Below are 19,922 nucleotides of genomic sequence, written 5' to 3' on the forward strand. Positions count from 1 at the left end.
TATTATCAAACCGATAAAGGAAATATTCATCAGGTGACTTTTATTTTTCAGAAAATTTTTACTTTTGTTTATTTTTGTAAACGTTTACACATTGATTCTTATCACCAATCTTTACATTTTTTCTTCAAAATGAAGAGGTTTAGGCAGGTTGATCACTTGGGAATACTCTGTTAGGTTAAGTAACCATAGCAGTGAGCTGGACAGTCAAGCAAAATGCTGCCATCGCACTTCTGTATATTTTGATTGAGGTGATGTCAAATTAATACGAAAAAGGTGAGAACACAAAATGAGTATTGAAGTTACAATTTCCTTATCTATTTATTTTATCGGAATGCTTGCCATTGGCTGGTATGCATTCAGGAAAACACATGATTTAAATGATTATATGCTTGGTGGACGCGGGCTTGGCCCATTCGTTACAGCCCTTTCAGCAGGTGCTGCGGATATGAGCGGCTGGATGCTGATGGGTGTTCCAGGTGAAATGTATAAAACCGGTTTATCGACAGCCTGGCTTGCCATTGGTTTAATCGTTGGTGCTTACTTGAACTACCTCATTCTTGCACCTCGTTTACGTTCTTATACAGAAATTGCGGATGATGCGATTACGATTCCTGATTTCTTTGATAAACGATTCAAAGGATCTTCTGCTTTATTAAAAGCTGTTTCAGCCGTCATCATTTTAATTTTCTTTACGCTGTATACATCGTCTGGGATGGTATCAGGCGGACGTTTATTTGAGTCAGCATTCGGTGCTCACTACATGTTTGGACTGATTTTGACATCAAGTATTGTCATTTTGTATACATTGTTCGGCGGATTTTTGGCAGTGAGCTTAACGGACTTTGTCCAAGGAGCTATCATGTTTTTAGCATTAGTGCTCGTGCCGATCGTTGCCTTTACACAATTAGGCGGACCTGTTGCTACATTCCAAGATATTCAACAGATTGACCCTAAATTGCTAGATATTTTTAGAGGAACGAGCGTCATTGGCATTATTTCCTTCCTTGCTTGGGGACTAGGTTACTTTGGACAGCCGCATATTATCGTGCGCTTTATGGCCATTACGTCTGTAAAAGATTTAAAACCAGCACGCCGAATCGGAATGAGCTGGATGATTATTTCAGTGATTGGTTCACTGTCTGTCGGTTTAGTTGGTGTTGCATATGTTCATGAAACGGGTATGAACCTTGCTGACCCTGAAACCATCTTTATCGTCTTTTCGAAAGTATTGTTCCACCCATATATCACTGGATTTTTACTTTCTGCCATTTTAGCTGCGATTATGAGTTCAATTTCGTCTCAGCTGCTTGTCACAGCAAGTGCGATGACAGAGGATTTATACAGAACGTTCTTTAGAAAAAAAGCATCAGACAAAGAGCTCGTCATGATTGGCCGGATGTCTGTACTCGTTGTCGCTGTGATTGCCTTATGCCTTTCACTTAACCCAAGTGACACCATTCTTGACCTTGTCGGTTATGCTTGGGCAGGATTTGGTTCTTCATTCGGTCCAGTCATCTTGCTTTGCCTATACTGGAAACGAATGAATCATCATGGTGCCCTAGTAGGAATGATCGTTGGTGCGGTTGTCGTTCTCACATGGATTACGACAGGCCTCAACCATGCCACAGGTATTTATGAAATGATTCCAGGCTTTACGCTAAGCGGATTAGCTGCCATTATTGTGAGCTTATTGACAAGTAAGCCGTCAAAAGCATCAAAACAGCTATTTCACAAAATGGAAGATCATCTTGAAGAAGAAACAAAATAAAGAACATGAAGAGTCATCTGCCCTATGCGGATGACTCTCTTTTTAAATAAAATAAAAAGCTTTTCTTTCTCCAGAAACTGAATAAAATAAGAGTTGTGCAGCCATATGGGCTGTGAGAAGATCATATACATGTTGTGAAACGTACATGAAGTGAAGGAGCGATACGCATGTTTTGGACAATTGAATGGGATACAGTCTTAAAATTAGCCGTGGCCACCTTAATCGGTCTGATTATCGGGCTTGAACGAGAGCTGAAGAAAAAGCCCCTCGGCTTAAAAACGTGTATTGTCATTGCTGTCAGCTCCTGCGTCTTAACCATCATCAGCATTGATGCAGCCTACAATTTCCCTCGAGTCTCTAAGCTTCAAATGGACCCACTCAGGTTACCGGCGCAAATTATATCTGGTGTTGGTTTTATTGGAGCAGGTGTGATTCTTCGAAAAAGCAATGATGTCATCTCAGGACTCACGACTTCTGCGATGATCTGGGGAGCAGCAGGACTTGGGGTTGCAACAGGTGCAGGATTTTATAAAGAAGCCTTCCTCAGTCTTTTCTTTATTCTGATTAGTGTCGAATTTCTACCATGGCTCTTCCAGCGAATCGGACCGATTCGCCTGCAGGAAAAAGAAATCCGCATCAGAATGTCTCTTTCTGACCGAAACCGCATGACCGATATTTTAAAAGAAATGAAAGCCCTCAATATCCGCATTCATTCTGTACGAATTGATGATTTAAAAGAAAAGGACTATCCGATTATGGAAGTACGCGTACGCGTGCATAAAGACCGCTATACAACCGATGTGTACTTTGATATTAAAGATCTAGAAGGCGTCGTTGGCGTGAAGTGTGATACGGTGTAGTCATAAAAAACCCCTTGCTGTTTGACATAGCAAGGGGTTTCTTTTATCGTGCCAGCTGTTGAAAGTCAAAAGGAGTAATTGGTGTTTTTTGCTCAATTTCCTTTCGAAAACATGACAGCATGGCTTTTTCGTCAGAAGTCAATGTTTGGAGATCAAATGCTTGATGTAAAAGCCCATAAATAAGCATATGACGCAGCATGAGAAAATCAGGGATTGTTGCCAGCCACGCGTCATCAAGCTCATTCTCCTGTCGATAGCCTTTTAGAAAATGACTCATAAATTCTGCCGTAAATTCAGCTTTATCATCATATGGAATCACTGGATACCAAAGAACATTGTATAGCAAAATACTAATATCATTGATAAACCAGTGATATCCAATATCATCAAAATCAAATGCGATAATCTCTCCTTGATGATAATGAAAGTTCCCGTGATGCAAATCGGCATGCACCAGCCCATACACATCCTTCGAAATTCGGAGCTGGTGAAGCTTTTGCATCAGTTCATCTTTTCTTCGCAACACAACCGTTTGATCAGATGGAATATATTGATCAAGCTTTAATTGCTCCTCTTCATACCACTCTTGACGCTTACAGCGAGGATCTTTTACTTGATATCGTTTTGTTATTTGATGCATTCGACCTGTATAGGACCCTAACGCTTCAAACAGCTGCCCATTCCAATCTCCTTCATTCACTTTTCTCCCCGGTGCTTTTTCATACACACGGAGTAAAAATGCGCCTCCGGCTTGATCAGGAATGGTTTCAACGTCTTTTCCTCTAGCTGATGAAATCGGCTTTGCTACGGAAATACCATGATGAGACAGGAATCGAATCCAGTCCATTTCTCCTAAAATATATGTGGGTGAACGACGAATGGTATGGGTGATTTTTAATATATAATTCTCCCCATTCATTGCCTTATATTCATACACATAATTTTCTGCATCGGCTAGAAATGTGACTTGGTCAAGCTGAAAGTCATACAAATGAGCCGCTTTCTTTAAGACTTTCTGTTCATCGTATCGTGCTTTTACTTCTTTATGCATGCTGATTCTCCTTTTATCGTCTTTTTACATGTTTTTGACGGTAATCAGCATTATACGAGCATCAACATACCTGCCTTTCTTCTTGGTTTCTACTAATATTTTGACAAGAGTTTGGAAATCCCTCTTATTTAGTCATATATATGAACAGTTGGTTCTTTGTCTTCAGCATTTTTCGTGATCAGGGCTTCTTGTTGATCAGAAGATGTGATGTTGATTTCGATATTGGTACTCTTGTAGTAATCCATAACTTCCCCAGTTAAATATTGTGTGAAGGCTACGACTTCCGTTTTTCCATAGAACTGCATTGGAATTTCGATTTTCATTTTTTGCAGGTTGCCGTTCTTGTAAAAACCTTTTCCTACAACACCAGTGTAATTCGGGAAGTAGTCTTCGACCTTTGTCTTGAAGCGGTCAAATCGCTCTGAATCATCTTTGTAGCTGCTTTTCGCATTATCTGAAGGGAAGAATACATTCTCCTCTTTGATCGTATCCCAATTTCCGATATCAGCGGAGCCTGCTTTCACATCCGTTTTGGCGATAAAGTTACCTGGAACGATAGATGATTTTGGTGCTTGCTTATAAAGGGCAATCATGACAGGCACTTTTTGCAGTCCGTCCATTTGACGAATGCGCTTGATCACTTGTTCAGCGATTTTTTCACCCTCTGCCAAAAGTTTCTTTGAATTTTTCGATGAATCGATGGTCACCTCTTGCTGCGGGTCACCGATCTTTTCACGGTAATAATAAACAGAGTTCAGCGCAAGACCAATGACAACTCCGCCAAGCTGTAAGCTGTTTTTGTCTTTTCGAATCAAGTAATTATGCTCTAGCATTGAAGCTAAGTAAATTGGACTATTTTCATTTTTAGACTTTGTTGAACCTGAGTTTGGAAGAGCAGGATTTAAGCCTAGATTCTTAAAGTCTTTATCTTCTTTTTCTGCCTTTTTCAGATCACTGCCTGTTTTTTTGCGTGCCAGCCAGCTGAGAACGGTGTCCTCATCTAAATGCTGTCCTTCTTGGAAAAGATAGTCGTTTGTATTAAATGACTCTGTTGCGAGGCGCATGAGTCCTGTTTCAAATTCATCAATGTCCAAGCGTGTGTTGAGACGCTCCGCTGTTAAACCTCTCGCAGCTCCTTGTTTAAACGGCAGCACCATTTTGTAATAGGAGTCTGAGATATTGTACATCGGGATGATGGCTGTTTCCTTTGTTTCCTTCGTTTCATCCGTTTTTTGTGTGACCTCTTCCTCTTCCTTTCCCCCAAAAGGTGCACACGCTGACAATACCAGTGTGAGCATTGTCAGCAGCAATAACAACTTTTTCAATAGAAAACACTCCTCTTATTTCTTTAGCTCCTCGAGCATTTTAGCTTCGTCCCAAATTTCAATATTGAGTTCTTCTGCCTTTGTCAGCTTGCTTCCCGCTGCTTCTCCGGCAATGACTAGATCTGTTTTTTTACTCACACTACCTGCCAGCTTGCCGCCTAACGCTTCGATCGCTGCTTTTGCATCGTTTCGAGCCATTTCTTCTAATTTTCCTGTCAGCACAATGGTTTTTCCTGCAAAGTAGGAATCACTCTCTTCTGCCTTTACCGGCTTTGGCCCTGTGTAGGTCATATTGACTCCAAGCTCTTTTAGTTCGTTCAGCAGATCGAGTATTTCTTCTTTCTCAAAGTACGTGACGACGGCATCAGCCATTTTTTCACCAATTTCGTCGACTTCAAGTAATTGTTCTTTCGTCGCTTGCTTTAATTGATCGATGTTTTCGAAATGCATTGCCAAGGTCTTTGCCGCTTTTGAGCCAATAAATCGAATGCCGAGTCCAAATAGTAAACGCTCAAGAGAGTTTTCTTTCGACTGCTCAATCGAACGCAGTAAATTGTCGACAGATTTTTCGCCCATTCGTTCAAGCTGAATCAGCTCTTCTTTCGTTAATCGGTAAAGGTCTGACACACGAGAGACGAGCTGTTCCTTGAAGAGCTGTGTAATGACCCGCTCGCCAAGCCCATCAATATTCATTGCATTACGGGAAACGAAGTGAATGAGTCCCTCACGTATTTGGGCAGGACATTCTGGATTGATGCATCGCAAGGCCACTTCGCCTTCGATTCGCACCAGTTCACTATGACACTCTGGACATTCAGTTGGCATGTGAAACGGCTTTTCTTCACCTGTACGCTGATCGACAAGGACACCTGCGACTTCAGGAATAATATCGCCGGCTTTTTTCACAATCACCTGATCAAAATAGCGAATATCCTTTTCTTTGATCAAATCTTCATTATGAAGAGACGCACGCTGCACTGTCGTCCCTGCTACTTTGACAGGCTCAAGAATCGCTGTTGGTGTAATCACGCCTGTTCGCCCGACGCTTAGTTCAATATCAAGCAGCTTCGTTACGACCTCTTCAGCCGGAAACTTGTACGCAACCGCCCAGCGCGGGCTTTTTGCTGTAAAGCCGAGTTCTTCCTGCTGAGCGAGTGAATCGACTTTAATGACAATTCCATCGATTTCATATGAAAAATCGGCACGCTTTACTTTTAATGTTTCAATGAGGTCGATGACTTCTTCGATCGTTTGGCACATCCGTCTTTCTTTGTTTGTTTTAAAGCCAAGTTCGTCGAGAAGATCAAGTCCTGCGCTTTGCGTTTCAACACCAATTTCATCAAGCTCCGCTATACTGTAGACGAATATATCAAGGTTTCGTTTCGCTGCAATTTTCGTATCAAGCTGACGAAGTGAACCTGCAGCCGCATTACGCGGGTTTGCAAAAGGCTCTTCTTCGTTTTGTATTCTTTTTTCATTTAATGCTTCAAAAGAAGGTTTTGGCATAAATGCCTCGCCTCTCACTTCAATCGACAGAGGGCGTTTGATTTTAAGCGGGATGGAACGAATCGTTTTGAGGTTTTCAGTAATATCCTCACCCGTTGTTCCGTCGCCGCGGGTAGCTCCTCGGACAAACACGCCATTTTCATAACGGAGAGAAACAGCGAGTCCATCAATCTTCAGCTCGACATTGTATGCGATATCGTCACCGACTGCTTGACGAACCCGGCGGTCAAAATCAAGAAGGTCCTGTTCATTAAACGCATTCCCAAGGCTGAGCATTGGTGTGCCGTGACGCACTTTTTGGAAAGCGTCTAAAACAGCACCGCCTACTCTTTGTGAAGGAGAATCCGCTGCTTTTAAATCAGGGTGCTCTTCCTCCAGAGAAATCAGCTCACGCATCCGCGCATCATATTCAGCGTCAGGAACACTTGGACGATCAAGTGTATGATATTCGTAGTTGTATTGATTCAAAATCTGGTGCAGTTCCTCGATCCGGCGTTTCGCTGCTTCTTTATCCATCTGCTTCTTCCTTTCAATTCATCCGTTTTGTCAGTCCTATCAGTTTATTGCTTCTCGATTGGTGCAAATGCTGCGAGAAGACGCTTAATGCCTGTAGGGCTTGGGAAGGCAATATCAAGCTCTGTACTGTCTCCGCTGCCTTTCACACTCACAACCGTACCAACGCCCCATTTTTTATGGGCCGCTTTATCGCCCACAGCCCAGCCAATACTGCCGCCGCCTGTGTTTTGAATCGTTTGTGTTTGTGGACGTGAGACAGGACCCCGTCGTTGCGGTCTTTCTCTTGTTTGGCCAAACGGTGTTTTTGTTTCTTTTTTCTCATTTAGGTTGTCCAATAAATCGGCTGGTATTTCTCGAATGAATCTTGATTCAAGGTTCATGTTCGTCCGGCCGAAAAGTGTTCTCATTTTTGCACTTGATAAATAAAGCTCTTCTTCAGCCCGTGTGATGCCTACATAAGCGAGGCGGCGCTCTTCTTCCATCTCCGCATCTTCCATTAATGAACGGCTGTGCGGGAAGACACCCTCCTCCATCCCCATTAAGAAAACAACAGGGAATTCTAGACCTTTTGCGGCGTGAAGAGTCATTAAGATGACGGCATCCTGATCTTCTTCTTCATTCTCATCCAGCTTATCAATGTCTGCGACAAGGGCGAGATCTGTCAGGAAGGTCACAAGTGACTTGTCCTCATTCTGTTCTTCAAAGTTCTTAGTGACGGATAAAAACTCGTCAATATTTTCTAAGCGGCTTTGTGCTTCAATCGTTTTTTCGAGCTTCAGCGCTTCACGATAGCCTGTTTTCTCTAGAATTTCTTCTGTTAATTCAGTGACAGATAAATAATCCTGCATGTTCGTCATTTGATCAATGAGCTGTTTGAACTCATCAAGCGCATTGGCTGCTCTTGCACTCAGTCCAATGAAATCCACCTGACCAAGTGCTTCAAACATAGACAGGTCATTCATCTCCGCATATGCTGCAATTTTATCAACAGATGTCGCACCGATTCCACGCTTTGGTACGTTGACAATTCGTGCAAAACTAATATCGTCATCTGGGTTTGCCACGAGGCGTAAGTATGCCAAAATGTCCTTGATCTCTTTTCTGTCATAGAACTTCGTGCCGCCGACAATGTTGTATTGAATGTTTGACTTCAATAATGTTTCCTCTATGACACGAGATTGGGCATTGGTCCGATAAAGGATCGCAAAATCGGATAATTTGCGCTTACCGCTCTGATAAAGCTGATGAATCTTTCCAGCGACAAATTGACCCTCACCAAATTCATTATCTGCGCGATAATAGGCAATCTTCGCCCCTTCATCATTTTCTGTCCAAAGATTTTTCGGCTTCCGGTTTGCATTGTTTTGAATGACCGTATTTGCGGCATGCAAAATGCGTTTCGTCGATCTGTAATTCTGTTCAAGCAGAATCAATTCACTGGATGGATAATCTTTTTCAAAGGAGAGAATGTTTGTAATATCCGCTCCGCGCCAGCGATAAATAGACTGATCCGAGTCACCGACAACACATATATTTTGAAAACGCTGCGCGAGCAGTTTCACAAGCATGTACTGCGCTCTGTTCGTATCCTGATACTCATCCACATGAATATATTGGAATTTCCGCTGATAGTGTTCTAATACTTCAGGGATGCGCTCAAACAGACGAATCGTCATCATAATTAAATCATCAAAGTCGAGTGATTGATTTTTGAGTAGACGCTTTTGATAATCTGTATAGACGTCGCTGACCACTTGATCATAGAAATCACCGGCTGTTTTGGCGTATTCCTCTGCGTCAATGAGTTCGTTTTTCGCACTGCTGATGGAGCCTAAAATGCTGCGTGGGTCAAACTTTTTAGGATCGATATTCCGTTCTTTTAAAATGTTTTTAATGACTGAAAGCTGGTCAGATGTGTCTAAAATAGAGAAGTTGCGATTCACACCAATGCGGTCAATATCGCGTCTTAAAATACGGACACACATGCTGTGGAACGTAGAGATCCAGATGTCATCTGCGCCAGGCCCTAAAATAGCCTGAACACGTTCACGCATTTCACGTGCTGCTTTATTTGTAAATGTAATCGCTAAAATGTTCCACGGCGCCACATGCTTTTCTGCCATTAAGTAGGCAATTCGATGTGTGAGCACCCGTGTCTTCCCGCTTCCTGCTCCTGCCATCAACAATAAAGGACCGTCTGTTGCTTTGACTGCTTCTTTCTGTGCGTCATTCAGCCCTTCTAATAGATGATTCGATATTTCATTCATTCCATTCACCGCCAATTCGAACTTATGTTCTATTTTAACCCGTTTCGTCTTATTTGACTATGATGACTTTTTGACTGCATCCACTGTCTTTAATGCTTCTTTGAAATTGTCATAAATAACGTTTCCTACAACCACGACGTCTGCATGCTGGGAGAAGTCTTTTGCCTGCTTAGCGTTCTCGATGCCGCCGCCATAAAAAAGAACTGTTTCATCAAGCACTGCTTTTGTTTCTTTGACAAGCTCTATGTCTCCAAGCGTTCCGCTGTATTCCAGATAAAAAATGGGCAGCTTCATCAAATGCTCTGCCACTCTTGCATATGCCCTGACGTCATCAATATCCAGCGCTGTATTTGCCTCTGTGAGCTTGGCCGCTTTACAATCTTCATTTAAGATGACATAGCCTTCAGGCACAATCTCTTCCATTGACATCAAATCACCGAATTCCTTCATTGCGTCCTTATGGAGCCCAACAATCCAGTCAGGGTGAGAGCTGTTTAAGACAGTCGGGATGAAATACAGATCAAAGCCAGGCACAATCATCTCATGTGTGGAGATTTCGAGCACACAAGGCACAAGAAACCGGCGGACCTTTGACATCAATTGAAGCACGTTGTCCTCTGTCACATGATCACTTCCGCCAATCAATATGGCATCCGTCCCAGATTCGCAAATTGCTTCTAGCTGTTCATCGGAAATTTCTTTATTTGGATCGAGTTTAAAGACATGCTTCCACTCGGTAACATCATACATGAAAAATGTTCCTCCATTCGTTTCATTCCATTTAAATATTATAACAAAATCAGTGACTGCAAAAAATGGGTAACCTCCTTCAGCTAAAAGTTTCATTCTTTTGAAAATGGGTGATCGTGACTTTACATAAAATTGCTGGAGAATAGATGAAAAAATCCACTTGAAGAGGAGCTGAAAGAGGTTGATATTTTGGCACTTTGTCACATGCTATTATACAATAAAGGAATATTTTACTATATATTTAAAAACCATCTATTGAGCAGAGGTGACTCAGTTGAAAAGAACGATTACATATGAACAAAATATAAACATCGGATACATCTATATTACCCCGCAAGCGGAGCATATGAAAATCAATGAAACCATTGAATTAGATGTCAATGAATGTGTCAATGTAGATATCGATCAAGAGGACCGAGTGGCTGGCTTGGAGTTATTTGCGGAAGAATCCGAAGTCCTGCGGAACGTACCGGTTTATGAGGATGAGCTTTCTTTACGTTTGACGGATCAGGAAGTTCTCTCAACCTATCATCTGTCAGGCGTTGAATTCCAATTCTCTACACCTGATCACAATGGGCTGATCGGTTTTACCATTGTCGATCCTCTTCGATATAACATCAAATGATAAACAAGAAAAAACCGTTTTGACCTTTCAAAACGGTTTTCCAAACTATTGTCTCACTTCATTAAAATAATGGACGGATGTCATGGCCCCTTCGTCGACCATCTTGTTGTCTTGGATATCTAATGGATCTGGGTGGCCGGCTTTTTCAGGAACCTTTTCATCTGACCGGAACATGCCTGCCCATTTTTTCAGATGCTGTTTGTTTTTTACCGCTAATAACACAGCTCCTCCAACCCCTAATCCTGCAAGTACATACGCATTTGGACGCTTATTCATGTATGTTCCCTCCCCTTATGATCTTATTTGTAAGTTACCCCGCCTTTTCATTTCTAAACGTCACAATATGTTGATGTGGTTTCTCTTTCATTAAAAAGTGGAATAACAACAGCAACGAAAGAGAAAAGAGGGGAACTTCATGACCACAACCTTAATTATCATCGGCACATTGCTAATCATTTTTTTGATCATCCCAATCATTCTATTGATCTGGATTTGGATGAGAGATGAAAAACAAGAAGAACATTCAGTTCTGCGGAATTATCCGGTCATTGGAAAGCTGCGGTTTATCTTTGAAAAAATAGGACCTGAGCTTCGCCAATATCTGTTTCTGAATGACCGAGAGGAGCTGCCCTTCTCAAGAAGAGAATACGAGCAGGCGGTCATGTCTGGAAAATACAAAAGCCGGACGATGGGCTTTGGATCAAAACGTGATTTTGACAAGCCAGGCTATTACATTCGAAACGTCCTGTTTCCAAAGCAGCGAAATGAACTTCGCATTGATCAATCTGAAAAAATCAAAACAAAAGTATATCAGATTGATCAAGACAATTTACTGCGAAGAAGTGAACATGTCAAAGAAGTCGAAGCAAATCCTTACTTTCTCCATCAAGAGGATGTACAAGTCATTGGCAAACACACATGTCAAAAGCCTTTCCATGTAAAAGGACTGATCGGTCAATCTGCCATGAGCTACGGCTCCTTAGGCGACAGGGCGATTACAGCTCTATCCTCAGGATTAAAAATGGCCGGCGGTACGTGGATGAACACAGGTGAAGGCGGTCTTTCTCCTTATCACCTCAAAGGCGGCGCAGATATCATTTGCCAGATTGGGCCCGGTTTATTTGGCGTCAGAACAGAGGATGGCGCATTTTCCTTTGAAGAATTCAAGAAAAAAAGCGAACACGAGGAAGTCAAAGCCTTTGAACTCAAGCTGGCACAAGGAGCAAAAACACGCGGCGGTCATATTGACGGCGAAAAAGTGACGGAAGAAATTGCGAATATCCGTAAATTACCGCCTCACCAATCCATTGACAGCCCCAACCGATTTGAGATGTTCCACTCCATTCCTGACATGTTTAATTTCATTGAGGAGCTGCGGAGTATAGGCGGAAAGCCAGTTGGAATCAAACTTGTTGTCGGACATAAAGAAAATATTGAAGAGCTTGCCAGCTATATGAAAAAAAGCGGGAAACACCTTGATTTCATTACAGTTGATGGCGGAGAAGGCGGTACAGGCGCGTCCTTTCATGAATTGGCGGATTCTGCCGGGCTTCCCATTTTCACGGCACTCCCAATGGTTCATCAAATATTGAAAGAATACGGTGTCAGAGATCAAGTGAAGCTCTTTGCTTCTGGCAAACTTCTCTCGCCTGATAAAATTGCGATTGCCCTTTCAATGGGAGCTGACTTTGTGAATATTGCCAGAGGACTCATGTTTTCAGTCGGATGCATTCGCGCACAAGTCTGCCACACGAATAAATGCCCAGTCGGGGTCGCCACGACTGATCCAAAGCTGCAAAAGGGTTTATCGATTGAAGAAAAAAAATACCGAGTATGCAATTATATCCTGTCTCTAAGAGAAGGCTTGTTTAACTTATCCGCAGCTGCGGGAATAGAATCGCCTATTCATTTTAATGAAAAACATATTATCTTTAGACAAGAGAATGGCGAAACAAGCGAAGTGCCGATGTTCTCAGGCACACAGCCATCTATCTAGCTCGAAAAGGTGCGGAAACGCGCCTTTTTTGTTGATATTTTCGCTATAAAGAACTTCAAAGAATTTGCAAACAGTAGAGTTTAAGGAAATCATCTCAAGCGAAGATGGCATCTTCTATGAAGGAGAAAGAATGGTTTATGGGCGAGCTAAAGTAAAAAAGACAGGGACACTTTATCAGCCCCTGCCCGCCTTTTCATAAAAAAACTGCAAACAAGTCCATTTTTTGTGAAAAGGATTGTTTACAGTGAAAGCTGCTTTATTTTGTTTCGTTATTTTCCTGCTGTTCGGCTACGCGGTCAAGAGCCATCGTATAGGCATCGTTTCCGTAGTTCAAGCAGCGTTTGACACGTGAGATGGTTGCGGTGCTTGCACCTGTTTCCGTCTCAATTTTATGATACGTGTTTCCCTCGCGAAGCATACGCGCTACTTCAAGACGCTGTGATAAAGATTGGATTTCATTGATGGTACACAAATCATCAAAGAATCGATAGCATTCTTCCAGGTCTTTAAGGGATAAGATGGAGTTGAATAACTGATCTAAGCTTTTGCCCCTTAATTTATCAATTTGCATCTTAATACATCTTCTCCTTTACTATTGCCACACCGCTTCGCACAATATTCTTCTGAGAAAGCGGTATCTTTCCTGACTAATTTTTTTAAAACCTCAGCAATGAGCTTTGAACAGATCATGACAGGTTTGTTTCTACGCTGAAAATGCCGTCAGGTTCTTTCGTGAGCCGAAGCTTCTTTATCGTAAACAAATTCGACAAGTTCTGTCATTTTCCTTGTATGACAATCTGACAAACTTGTTTGCTTCCGGTATAAAGATGACTTCTGCTTGGTTAGGTCTTCTGCCCTCATATACAGGCTTTGCGGAAAGCTCGGCGAGACCACAAAAATGCGCCCCGCCTTGCTCGATCATTCAAAATATGTTGGCCGGTCAGCGTAACCGACAGAATCATTTTACAATTAGAGTACTTCATTCGTCATGTCAAAGCCCTCTGCTTTGTCAACAGCTCCACATAAGATCATGATCACTTAAATGGCAGTGAAGAGAACCATGGCTCACTTCTGCCCTATAACAGCAGTCAGAAATGTGGCAAAGATGATACAGCTCCACTCTGTTATATTTTAACGCATTATAGACGGAAAGAGTACAGTTTTTTTCATGACATCAAATATTCCTCTTGGTGTCACTCGAATATACGGCAAATGTGTACTTTGAAAAAAGACAAGTGTATCAATTGGGCAGTCAAATGGATAGCCGCGCTCAATGAGCAGCTCACGTAATGTTTGTTCCTGCTGAAGAACAGTCTCAAACGGTTCAGCCGATGCACAGCCTGATAATTGCAGCGGGATTTCGTGCAAAATTTTCCCGTTCTCTGTGAGTACGATTCCCCCGCCAATTTCTTTCATCCGCTTATGTGCAAGCATCATATCCTCTTTATTTTTCCCGATCACTAAAATGTCACCCGTGAGCGAAAATGAGCTGACAAAGCCTTGCACTTTGTTTGCGAACCCTTTTAGCATCGTATTCACACGCCACTCGCCTTTTCGGTCAATCAGGCTAAAGAAACTTTGATCATGGTCACATGACAGCTGGTTAATTGAGTTATCAATTTCCACTGTATAAGGCTCCATAATAACGGCATTTCTCATCTTGACACCTAGCGGCATAGAGAATTGTAAATCACTCATCGTGAGGTCGTAGCCTAAATCTAATGGAGCCAGCCCGCCATTTTCCCATTTTGTTTCTTGGAATTGATGCTGGTTCTCGCCATCTAATTTGAGAATAACCCCTTTAGATATGACCGTTTCAGGGTTTGGGTTCATTGGATCATCTAAAATATTCAATGAAGCCAGACGGCCTGGGCCAACAACGCCTAATAAATCATCAATTTGATAGTATTTTGCAATGTTAAATGTCGCCATATTATACGCATCAATGATCGGCACGCCTTCTTCAAGGGCAATTGAAATCAAGCGGTTAATCATGCCTTCCTCATAAAAGTGAGGGGCAGCACCATCTGTTGTATAGAAAAAGTGGTCATAATGTCTAAAGTCACGCTCATGCAGTTCTCTTAAAATGTTCACTAAATCTGGACGGATGGAAGAATGCCGCAATGAAACATGATAGCCAAGGGACAAGCGTTTTAACACATCATCCGCATTCATCGCTTCATGATCACTGTCCGCGCCAAACAGCTTCATTTTTGTTAGCGTTTTCTCAGAAGCTCCAGGGAAATGCCCTTCAATTCGTTTTCTCTGCTTCTTTGTTTCTTGCATGCAATATAAAATGAGATCATCACCGTCCATCAATCTTGGCCAGCTTGTTAATTCTCCGCCTTGGAGGACGTCAGGATGATCAATCCATTCCTTCCGGTAGTTGACTGGCAGCATCTCATCTTCATATCTGACTTCCGTTTGAAGATCATATCTGGACCACCAGAAATACTGAAATGGCTGCTTTTTTAATTCACATAGAGTGGAAAGCGCTTTCTTTTCATTGCTTTGCAAAAGAAGAAATAAGTTATCGCTGACCATTGTTGTTGTGCCAAATTGAGACACATATTCTGCAAGTGATTGGGGATTATAAATATGGAACGGGTGCGCGTGAGGCTCTATATACCCAGGCACAATGTATTTCCCTTCACAATCAATCACACGTTTAGCTGATTTATTTTGAGGAAGCTCTGCTCCGACATAAACAATTCGATCATCATGTATCCAAATATTTGCCTTCACCCATTGCTTCAAAAACGGGTTAAGCACGAGTCCATTCGTTAAAAGGAGTGTTGGAACTATTTTTGAGTCGACTACATCGATTTGTGTGCGGATGTCATTGTTTCTCCAATTAAAAGTACGTTCGGACATTCACATACTCTCCTTCATTTGTATTAGCCCTATCGTAACATAACGAACCACGTTACGCATTAATGAAACGTTACAATTTCTTGAAATCACACTTAAAATAATTTAAAAAAGGAGATTCACCTTCAATGAAACCTAATCTCGGCTTAATGGAAGCGCTCATTAGAATTGCCTGCGGAATGACAATATGTACTGTGGCTGGATCCTTATATGCTAGAAAACCATGGAGTAAAATGCTGCTTTTCAGCATCATGTTTGGCGGTATGAAACTGGGATCTGGCATTCTTCGTTTTTGTCCAGTGACATATATGTGTGAGCAGCAGAACACACATAAAGAGAAGGCTGAGTAAGGCAGCCTTCTTTTTTTGTGATCATTTTCATCTCATTCCGCTGCTCCACACCATTCGACCATTGTCCCTGCAATAATTTCTGCTGCTTCAATCACATGCTCAATGTCGATGGATTCATTCGGAAAATGGGCAAGCTCCGTTGTTCCAGGTCCAAACACGATGATCGGAATACCAGCCGCCTGTGACAGTAATCCGCCGTCCGTTCCCCAAGGGGCGGCTTCGATCTTCGGCGGCTGCTTCATGACCGCTTCATATTGTTCCTTCAATAAACCTAAAAGCGGATGATCCGTATCGATTGACCCCGGAAGCCATCTTGCACCAAACCATTCGACCTCAACAGGATGCTCTTGGAACCATTCATCTTTTTCTCCGAGTCCTGCCATCCAATTTTCTAATTCCTTCTCTGCCTGTTCTACCGTTTCACCCGGCATCACCCCGAGCCTGCCTTCCATTGTGACAAGGTCTGCTACGGAGGATGGCCAATCACCGCCTTGAATTTTCCCGATATTGATTGGGATCGGGATTGGGATATGCTGAAACAGCGGCTCAGTGATTCGCTGATTTCTTTCTTCTTCAAGTGCCGCTATATGTGAAAGGACAATCGTGCTCTTTTCAATAGCAGAAACGCCGTGATATCTTGTTCCGCCATGAGCAGCCCTTCCTTTAATATGCAGTCTGAACCATTTAGATCCTTGCTGAATCGGAAAGATTTTCATATGACTTGGCTCTGGAATGATGGCTGCATCTGCGGTATATCCTCTTAGTATGGCTGCAAGGGTGCCTGCACCGCCGCTCTCTTCTTCGACAACACTATGAAACACGACATCTCCCTTCAGCGGAATCTGAAGCGCATGCAGTGCCTCAAGTGCAAAGAGTAAAGAAACGTTTCCACCTTTCATATCTGTTGCCCCGCGTCCATAAAGTCTCCCGTTTATGATATGCCCGCTGTAAGGCGGATATGTCCATTGTTTGTGATCTCCTGCTGGGACAACATCCACATGCCCATTTAATAAAATAGATTTGCCGCCCCCTTTTCCTTTCAATCGTCCGGCGACATTGGGACTTCCTTCAAAAGAACGCCTTGGGGAATAAAAATACGGGTGGTTCAGCAAGTCATCTCCGCCAATGTCCCATACGTCAACATCAAAGCCAATGGCAGAAAGTTTATTTGCTACAATTTGCTGTACTTCTTGCTCATTTCCTTGTGTGCTGTCACATTGCACCATTTGCTGAAGAAGCGTCACGGCTTCCTCCTTATGCTCTTTCATCCAGTTTCTGATACGTGTGGTTGGCTGCAAGTCGGTCATCCTTTCTACACAACAGATTTGACATCAGGCGCTAAAATTAATGGTGCCTCTGTCGCCCTCATGACATCTTCCGGCTGAAACGGCGGCATGACTTCACGCAAAATGAGCAGCTGTGACTTGACCTCTATGACTGCCATATCTGTAATAATCAGATCCACACAAGACTTTGCTGTTAAAGGCAGCGTGCAGGCTGCTTTCACCTTAGATTTTCCTTGTTTATCAAGGTGGCTCATCACGACCACCACCTTTTTCGCTTTTTGCGCGAGTTCAATCGCTCCACCCATACCCGGCACTCGTTTCCCTGGCACAATCCAATTGGCAAGATCACCATGACTGCTGACTTCAAGTGCACCTAAAATGGTCATATCCAGCATCCCTTTGCGAATGATGCCAAAAGCGGTTGTGCTATCCATATATGAGCCGCCTTTTGTTAACGTAATGGGAAAACCGCCGGCATTGCACAAATTCGGATCTTCTTCCCCTTGTACTGGTGAACCGCCTGCCCCCATAATGCCGTTTTCTGCATGCAGCCACACCTCGTAATGTGCTGGGATGTATTCAGCTGCAAGGGTCGGGATGCCGATCCCAAGATTGACGATCATCCCATCTTCAATTTCCTGTGCCGCGCGTTTGGCTATGCGGTGTCTTAAATCGATGTCTCCCATGCCCATGTCCAGTTCACTCCTTTTGATTGCACGATCTGGTTCACAAATACGCCTGGTGTGACGATTTCCTCTGGATGAAGCCCGCCAACAGGCACAATCTCTTCTACTTCCGCAATGGTCCAGTCTCCTGCCATCGCCACAATCGGGTTTGTATTCCGCGCACTTTTATCAAAAATCAGGTTCCCTGCTTCATCTGCTTTGAGGGCATTCACAATCGCGATATCCGCAGTCAGTGCAGGCTCAAGAATATACTTCTTTCCATCCAGCCGAACCAATTGTTTCTCATCAAGATTGAGGCTATCCATGCCGACATCTGTCACAATGCCTGCTAAACCCATCCCGCCTGCTCGGATCTTTTCTGCTAGGATGCCCTGCGGGTAAAAAAGAACGTCTAGTGTACCCGCCTGCATTTTCTGCCCGGCAATTGGATTTGAGCCAATATGAGAAGCAATGATTTTCTTCACTCTTCCTTCTGTGATCAGCCTACCAACACCGATTTGCGGAAAGCCTGCATCGTTTCCGATCAATGTCAGGTCTTTGATATTGGCTTCTAGGATGGCATCGATCAATGATGGCGGGGACCCCACACCGCCAAAGCCGCCAAACATGATGGTCATTCCGTCTCTAAAATGCGTGATGACTTGATCAAAGTTCGCTGTTTTGTTCATCATCTTTCCTCCCTACATGGCAGATGGGAAAAACCCTCGATTGATGACTTCTTGCTCGACCTGCGTCATTGTCTGCCCGAATAAATGAATCAGTTCATCCATCTCCTGCTGCGTAATAGAAAGCGGCGGTGCGATCATGACCGCTGCACCTCCCACACCATCCTCTCCAGCGCTTGCTGGGTAAACAAGCAAACCATTTTGCTTGGCCGTCTCCACAACTAAGTGCGTCATTTGAGCATGGGCAGGAAATGGTGTTTTCGATAATCGGTCTGCGACAAACTCAATGCCAATGAGCAGTCCCTTTCCTCTCACATCTCCTATGATGGAATGATTTGTTTGCAAATTCTTTAAAGCATTCATTAAATATCGGCCAGACAAATCAGCCCGTTCTGAAAGCTGGTGTTTTTTCATATATCGAATGACAGCCAGTGAGACAGCTGCTGAAAGCGGATTGCCGCTATAAGTGTGGCCCGCCATCACAGAACCCGAACCGCTGAGAATCGGTGCAATCACATGATCTGCTGAGACAGCTGCCGCAATCGGTGAATAGCCGGCGCTCATGCCTTTTCCGAGTACCATAATATCTGGTACGACGCCCCAATGTTCCATGGCAAACATTTTCCCAGTTCGTCCAAAGCCTGTCATGACTTCATCTGCAATCATTAAAATATCGTTTTCCTCACAAACTCGCTTCATCGCCTCAAAATATCCATCTGGCGGAACAAGCGCCGCGCCCGCTGCTCCAACAATCGGCTCTGCAATAAAAGCCGCAATCCTCTCTTTTCCTATACGCTGGATGACGGTTTTAAATTCCTGTACATACCATTCGACCTGCTTGCTTTCTTCCTTTGGCAGCCACGAACGGTAGCTGTATGGCGGAGACAGCACCGGGTGTTTTTCGAGCAGTGGTTCAAAGCGCTCTCTCCTTGCAATATGACCTGACATCGACAGCGCACCGAGTGTGATGCCGTGATAACTCATCCATCTTGAAATGATGTGATTCTTCTCAGCCTTCCCCTGCTCCTGCCAATGCTGAATGGCAATTTTCATGGCGGTCTCTGTTGCCTCTGATCCGCTTCCGACAAAAAAAGACCAGTTCAGGTTCCCTGGGCAGAGCGTACTCAATTCATAGGCAAGTTCTTCTGCTGGTTCATTTGTGAATTGTGATCTGTACGTAAAGCTCACCTTTTCCGCTTGCTCTGTCATGGCATCAATGATGTCTCGTATGCCATGTCCAATACTTGCCGTGACAGCACCCGATGAGCCGTCTAAATATTTTTTCCCGTTCCGATCATATAAATAAATCCCCTCTCCTTTCACAGCCACAGGATAATGCTGATTCAACATCGGTTTGATTAAGTAATCCCGGGTCTCCACTTTGTCATTCCTCCCTCTCT

General features: G+C 43.3%; 17 protein-coding genes. 5 read left to right on the forward strand and 12 right to left on the reverse strand.

From position 1 onward, the window contains the following. The first annotated feature begins 286 nt into the window (after positions 1-286). Positions 287-1,768: a sodium/proline symporter PutP gene (gene putP / locus NSS92_RS11010; RefSeq protein ID WP_251181374.1), complete on the forward strand. Its 1,482-nt coding sequence runs from the start codon at positions 287-289 to the stop codon at positions 1,766-1,768. Between the two features lie 167 nt (positions 1,769-1,935). Further along, positions 1,936-2,628 carry an MgtC/SapB family protein gene (locus NSS92_RS11015; RefSeq protein ID WP_024424547.1) on the forward strand — a complete coding sequence of 231 codons (693 nt, stop codon included), beginning with the start codon at positions 1,936-1,938 and terminating at the stop codon, positions 2,626-2,628. Positions 2,629-2,671: 43 nt separating this feature from the next. Here the strand turns inward: NSS92_RS11015 and NSS92_RS11020 are convergent, their stop codons facing one another. From NSS92_RS11020 to NSS92_RS11040, 5 genes are all read right to left on the reverse strand, one after another. Continuing rightward, positions 2,672-3,679, reverse strand: coding sequence for a phosphotransferase enzyme family protein (locus tag NSS92_RS11020; protein ID WP_267587931.1), 1,008 nt, complete (start codon positions 3,677-3,679; stop codon positions 2,672-2,674). Positions 3,680-3,807: 128 nt separating this feature from the next. Beyond that, positions 3,808-5,004, reverse strand: a complete 1,197-nt coding sequence (locus tag NSS92_RS11025; protein WP_411353446.1) for a CamS family sex pheromone protein — start codon at positions 5,002-5,004, stop codon at positions 3,808-3,810. Between the two features lie 15 nt (positions 5,005-5,019). Further along, positions 5,020-7,026, reverse strand: a complete 2,007-nt coding sequence (gene ligA / locus NSS92_RS11030; protein WP_046314111.1) for an NAD-dependent DNA ligase LigA — start codon at positions 7,024-7,026, stop codon at positions 5,020-5,022. Positions 7,027-7,070: 44 nt separating this feature from the next. Further along, on the reverse strand, positions 7,071-9,293 hold the full coding sequence (pcrA, locus tag NSS92_RS11035) for a DNA helicase PcrA (protein ID WP_340867921.1): 2,223 nt from the start codon (positions 9,291-9,293) through the stop codon (positions 7,071-7,073). A 57-nt stretch (positions 9,294-9,350) separates the two neighbouring features. Then, complete coding sequence (locus NSS92_RS11040; protein ID WP_056767551.1) at positions 9,351-10,043, reverse strand: heptaprenylglyceryl phosphate synthase; 693 nt, start codon at positions 10,041-10,043, stop codon at positions 9,351-9,353. 274 nt (positions 10,044-10,317) lie between these two features. Between NSS92_RS11040 and NSS92_RS11045 the strand changes: the two genes are divergently transcribed. Beyond that, on the forward strand, positions 10,318-10,668 hold the full coding sequence (locus NSS92_RS11045; RefSeq protein ID WP_340867925.1) for a DUF2283 domain-containing protein: 351 nt from the start codon (positions 10,318-10,320) through the stop codon (positions 10,666-10,668). Positions 10,669-10,713: 45 nt separating this feature from the next. On the opposite strand, the gene NSS92_RS11050 is transcribed toward NSS92_RS11045, so the two are convergent. Beyond that, positions 10,714-10,944, reverse strand: coding sequence for a hypothetical protein (locus NSS92_RS11050; protein ID WP_046314118.1), 231 nt, complete (start codon positions 10,942-10,944; stop codon positions 10,714-10,716). A gap of 139 nt (positions 10,945-11,083) precedes the next feature. Here NSS92_RS11050 and NSS92_RS11055 point away from each other — a divergent pair, with 139 nt between their 5' ends. Next, a complete protein-coding gene (locus NSS92_RS11055; protein WP_340867929.1) occupies positions 11,084-12,664 on the forward strand; it encodes an FMN-binding glutamate synthase family protein in 1,581 nt (526 codons plus the stop codon). Positions 12,665-12,920: 256 nt separating this feature from the next. On the opposite strand, the gene NSS92_RS11060 is transcribed toward NSS92_RS11055, so the two are convergent. Together NSS92_RS11060 and NSS92_RS11065 are read right to left on the reverse strand one after the other, a co-directional pair. Continuing rightward, complete coding sequence (locus NSS92_RS11060) at positions 12,921-13,235, reverse strand: YerC/YecD family TrpR-related protein (RefSeq protein WP_024424524.1); 315 nt, start codon at positions 13,233-13,235, stop codon at positions 12,921-12,923. 560 nt (positions 13,236-13,795) lie between these two features. Then, a complete protein-coding gene (locus tag NSS92_RS11065; RefSeq protein ID WP_197198120.1) occupies positions 13,796-15,538 on the reverse strand; it encodes an adenine deaminase C-terminal domain-containing protein in 1,743 nt (580 codons plus the stop codon). A gap of 125 nt (positions 15,539-15,663) precedes the next feature. Between NSS92_RS11065 and NSS92_RS11070 the strand changes: the two genes are divergently transcribed. After that, positions 15,664-15,885, forward strand: coding sequence for a YgaP family membrane protein (locus tag NSS92_RS11070; protein WP_267587926.1), 222 nt, complete (start codon positions 15,664-15,666; stop codon positions 15,883-15,885). A gap of 32 nt (positions 15,886-15,917) precedes the next feature. On the opposite strand, the gene NSS92_RS11075 is transcribed toward NSS92_RS11070, so the two are convergent. Genes NSS92_RS11075 through NSS92_RS11090 form a run of 4 tightly spaced genes read right to left on the reverse strand, consistent with a single transcriptional unit; the run spans position 15,918 to position 19,902 of the window. Next, positions 15,918-17,183 (reverse strand): peptidase, encoded by a 1,266-nt coding sequence (locus NSS92_RS11075; protein WP_340867937.1) that lies wholly within the window; start codon positions 17,181-17,183, stop codon positions 15,918-15,920. A 14-nt stretch (positions 17,184-17,197) separates the two neighbouring features. Further along, positions 17,198-17,863, reverse strand: coding sequence for a 3-oxoacid CoA-transferase subunit B (locus NSS92_RS11080; RefSeq protein WP_268428398.1), 666 nt, complete (start codon positions 17,861-17,863; stop codon positions 17,198-17,200). Then, positions 17,839-18,525 (reverse strand): CoA transferase subunit A, encoded by a 687-nt coding sequence (locus NSS92_RS11085; protein WP_340867942.1) that lies wholly within the window; start codon positions 18,523-18,525, stop codon positions 17,839-17,841. Before NSS92_RS11085 ends, NSS92_RS11080 begins: the two co-directional genes overlap by 25 nt. Positions 18,526-18,537: 12 nt before the next feature. Beyond that, positions 18,538-19,902 carry an aspartate aminotransferase family protein gene (locus NSS92_RS11090; protein ID WP_340867944.1) on the reverse strand — a complete coding sequence of 455 codons (1,365 nt, stop codon included), beginning with the start codon at positions 19,900-19,902 and terminating at the stop codon, positions 18,538-18,540. Positions 19,903-19,922: the final 20 nt, after the last annotated feature.

It is taken from the genome of Bacillus sp. FSL M8-0166, assembly GCF_038008825.1.
GTDB classification, from domain to species: domain Bacteria; phylum Bacillota; class Bacilli; order Bacillales; family Bacillaceae; genus Bacillus; species Bacillus safensis.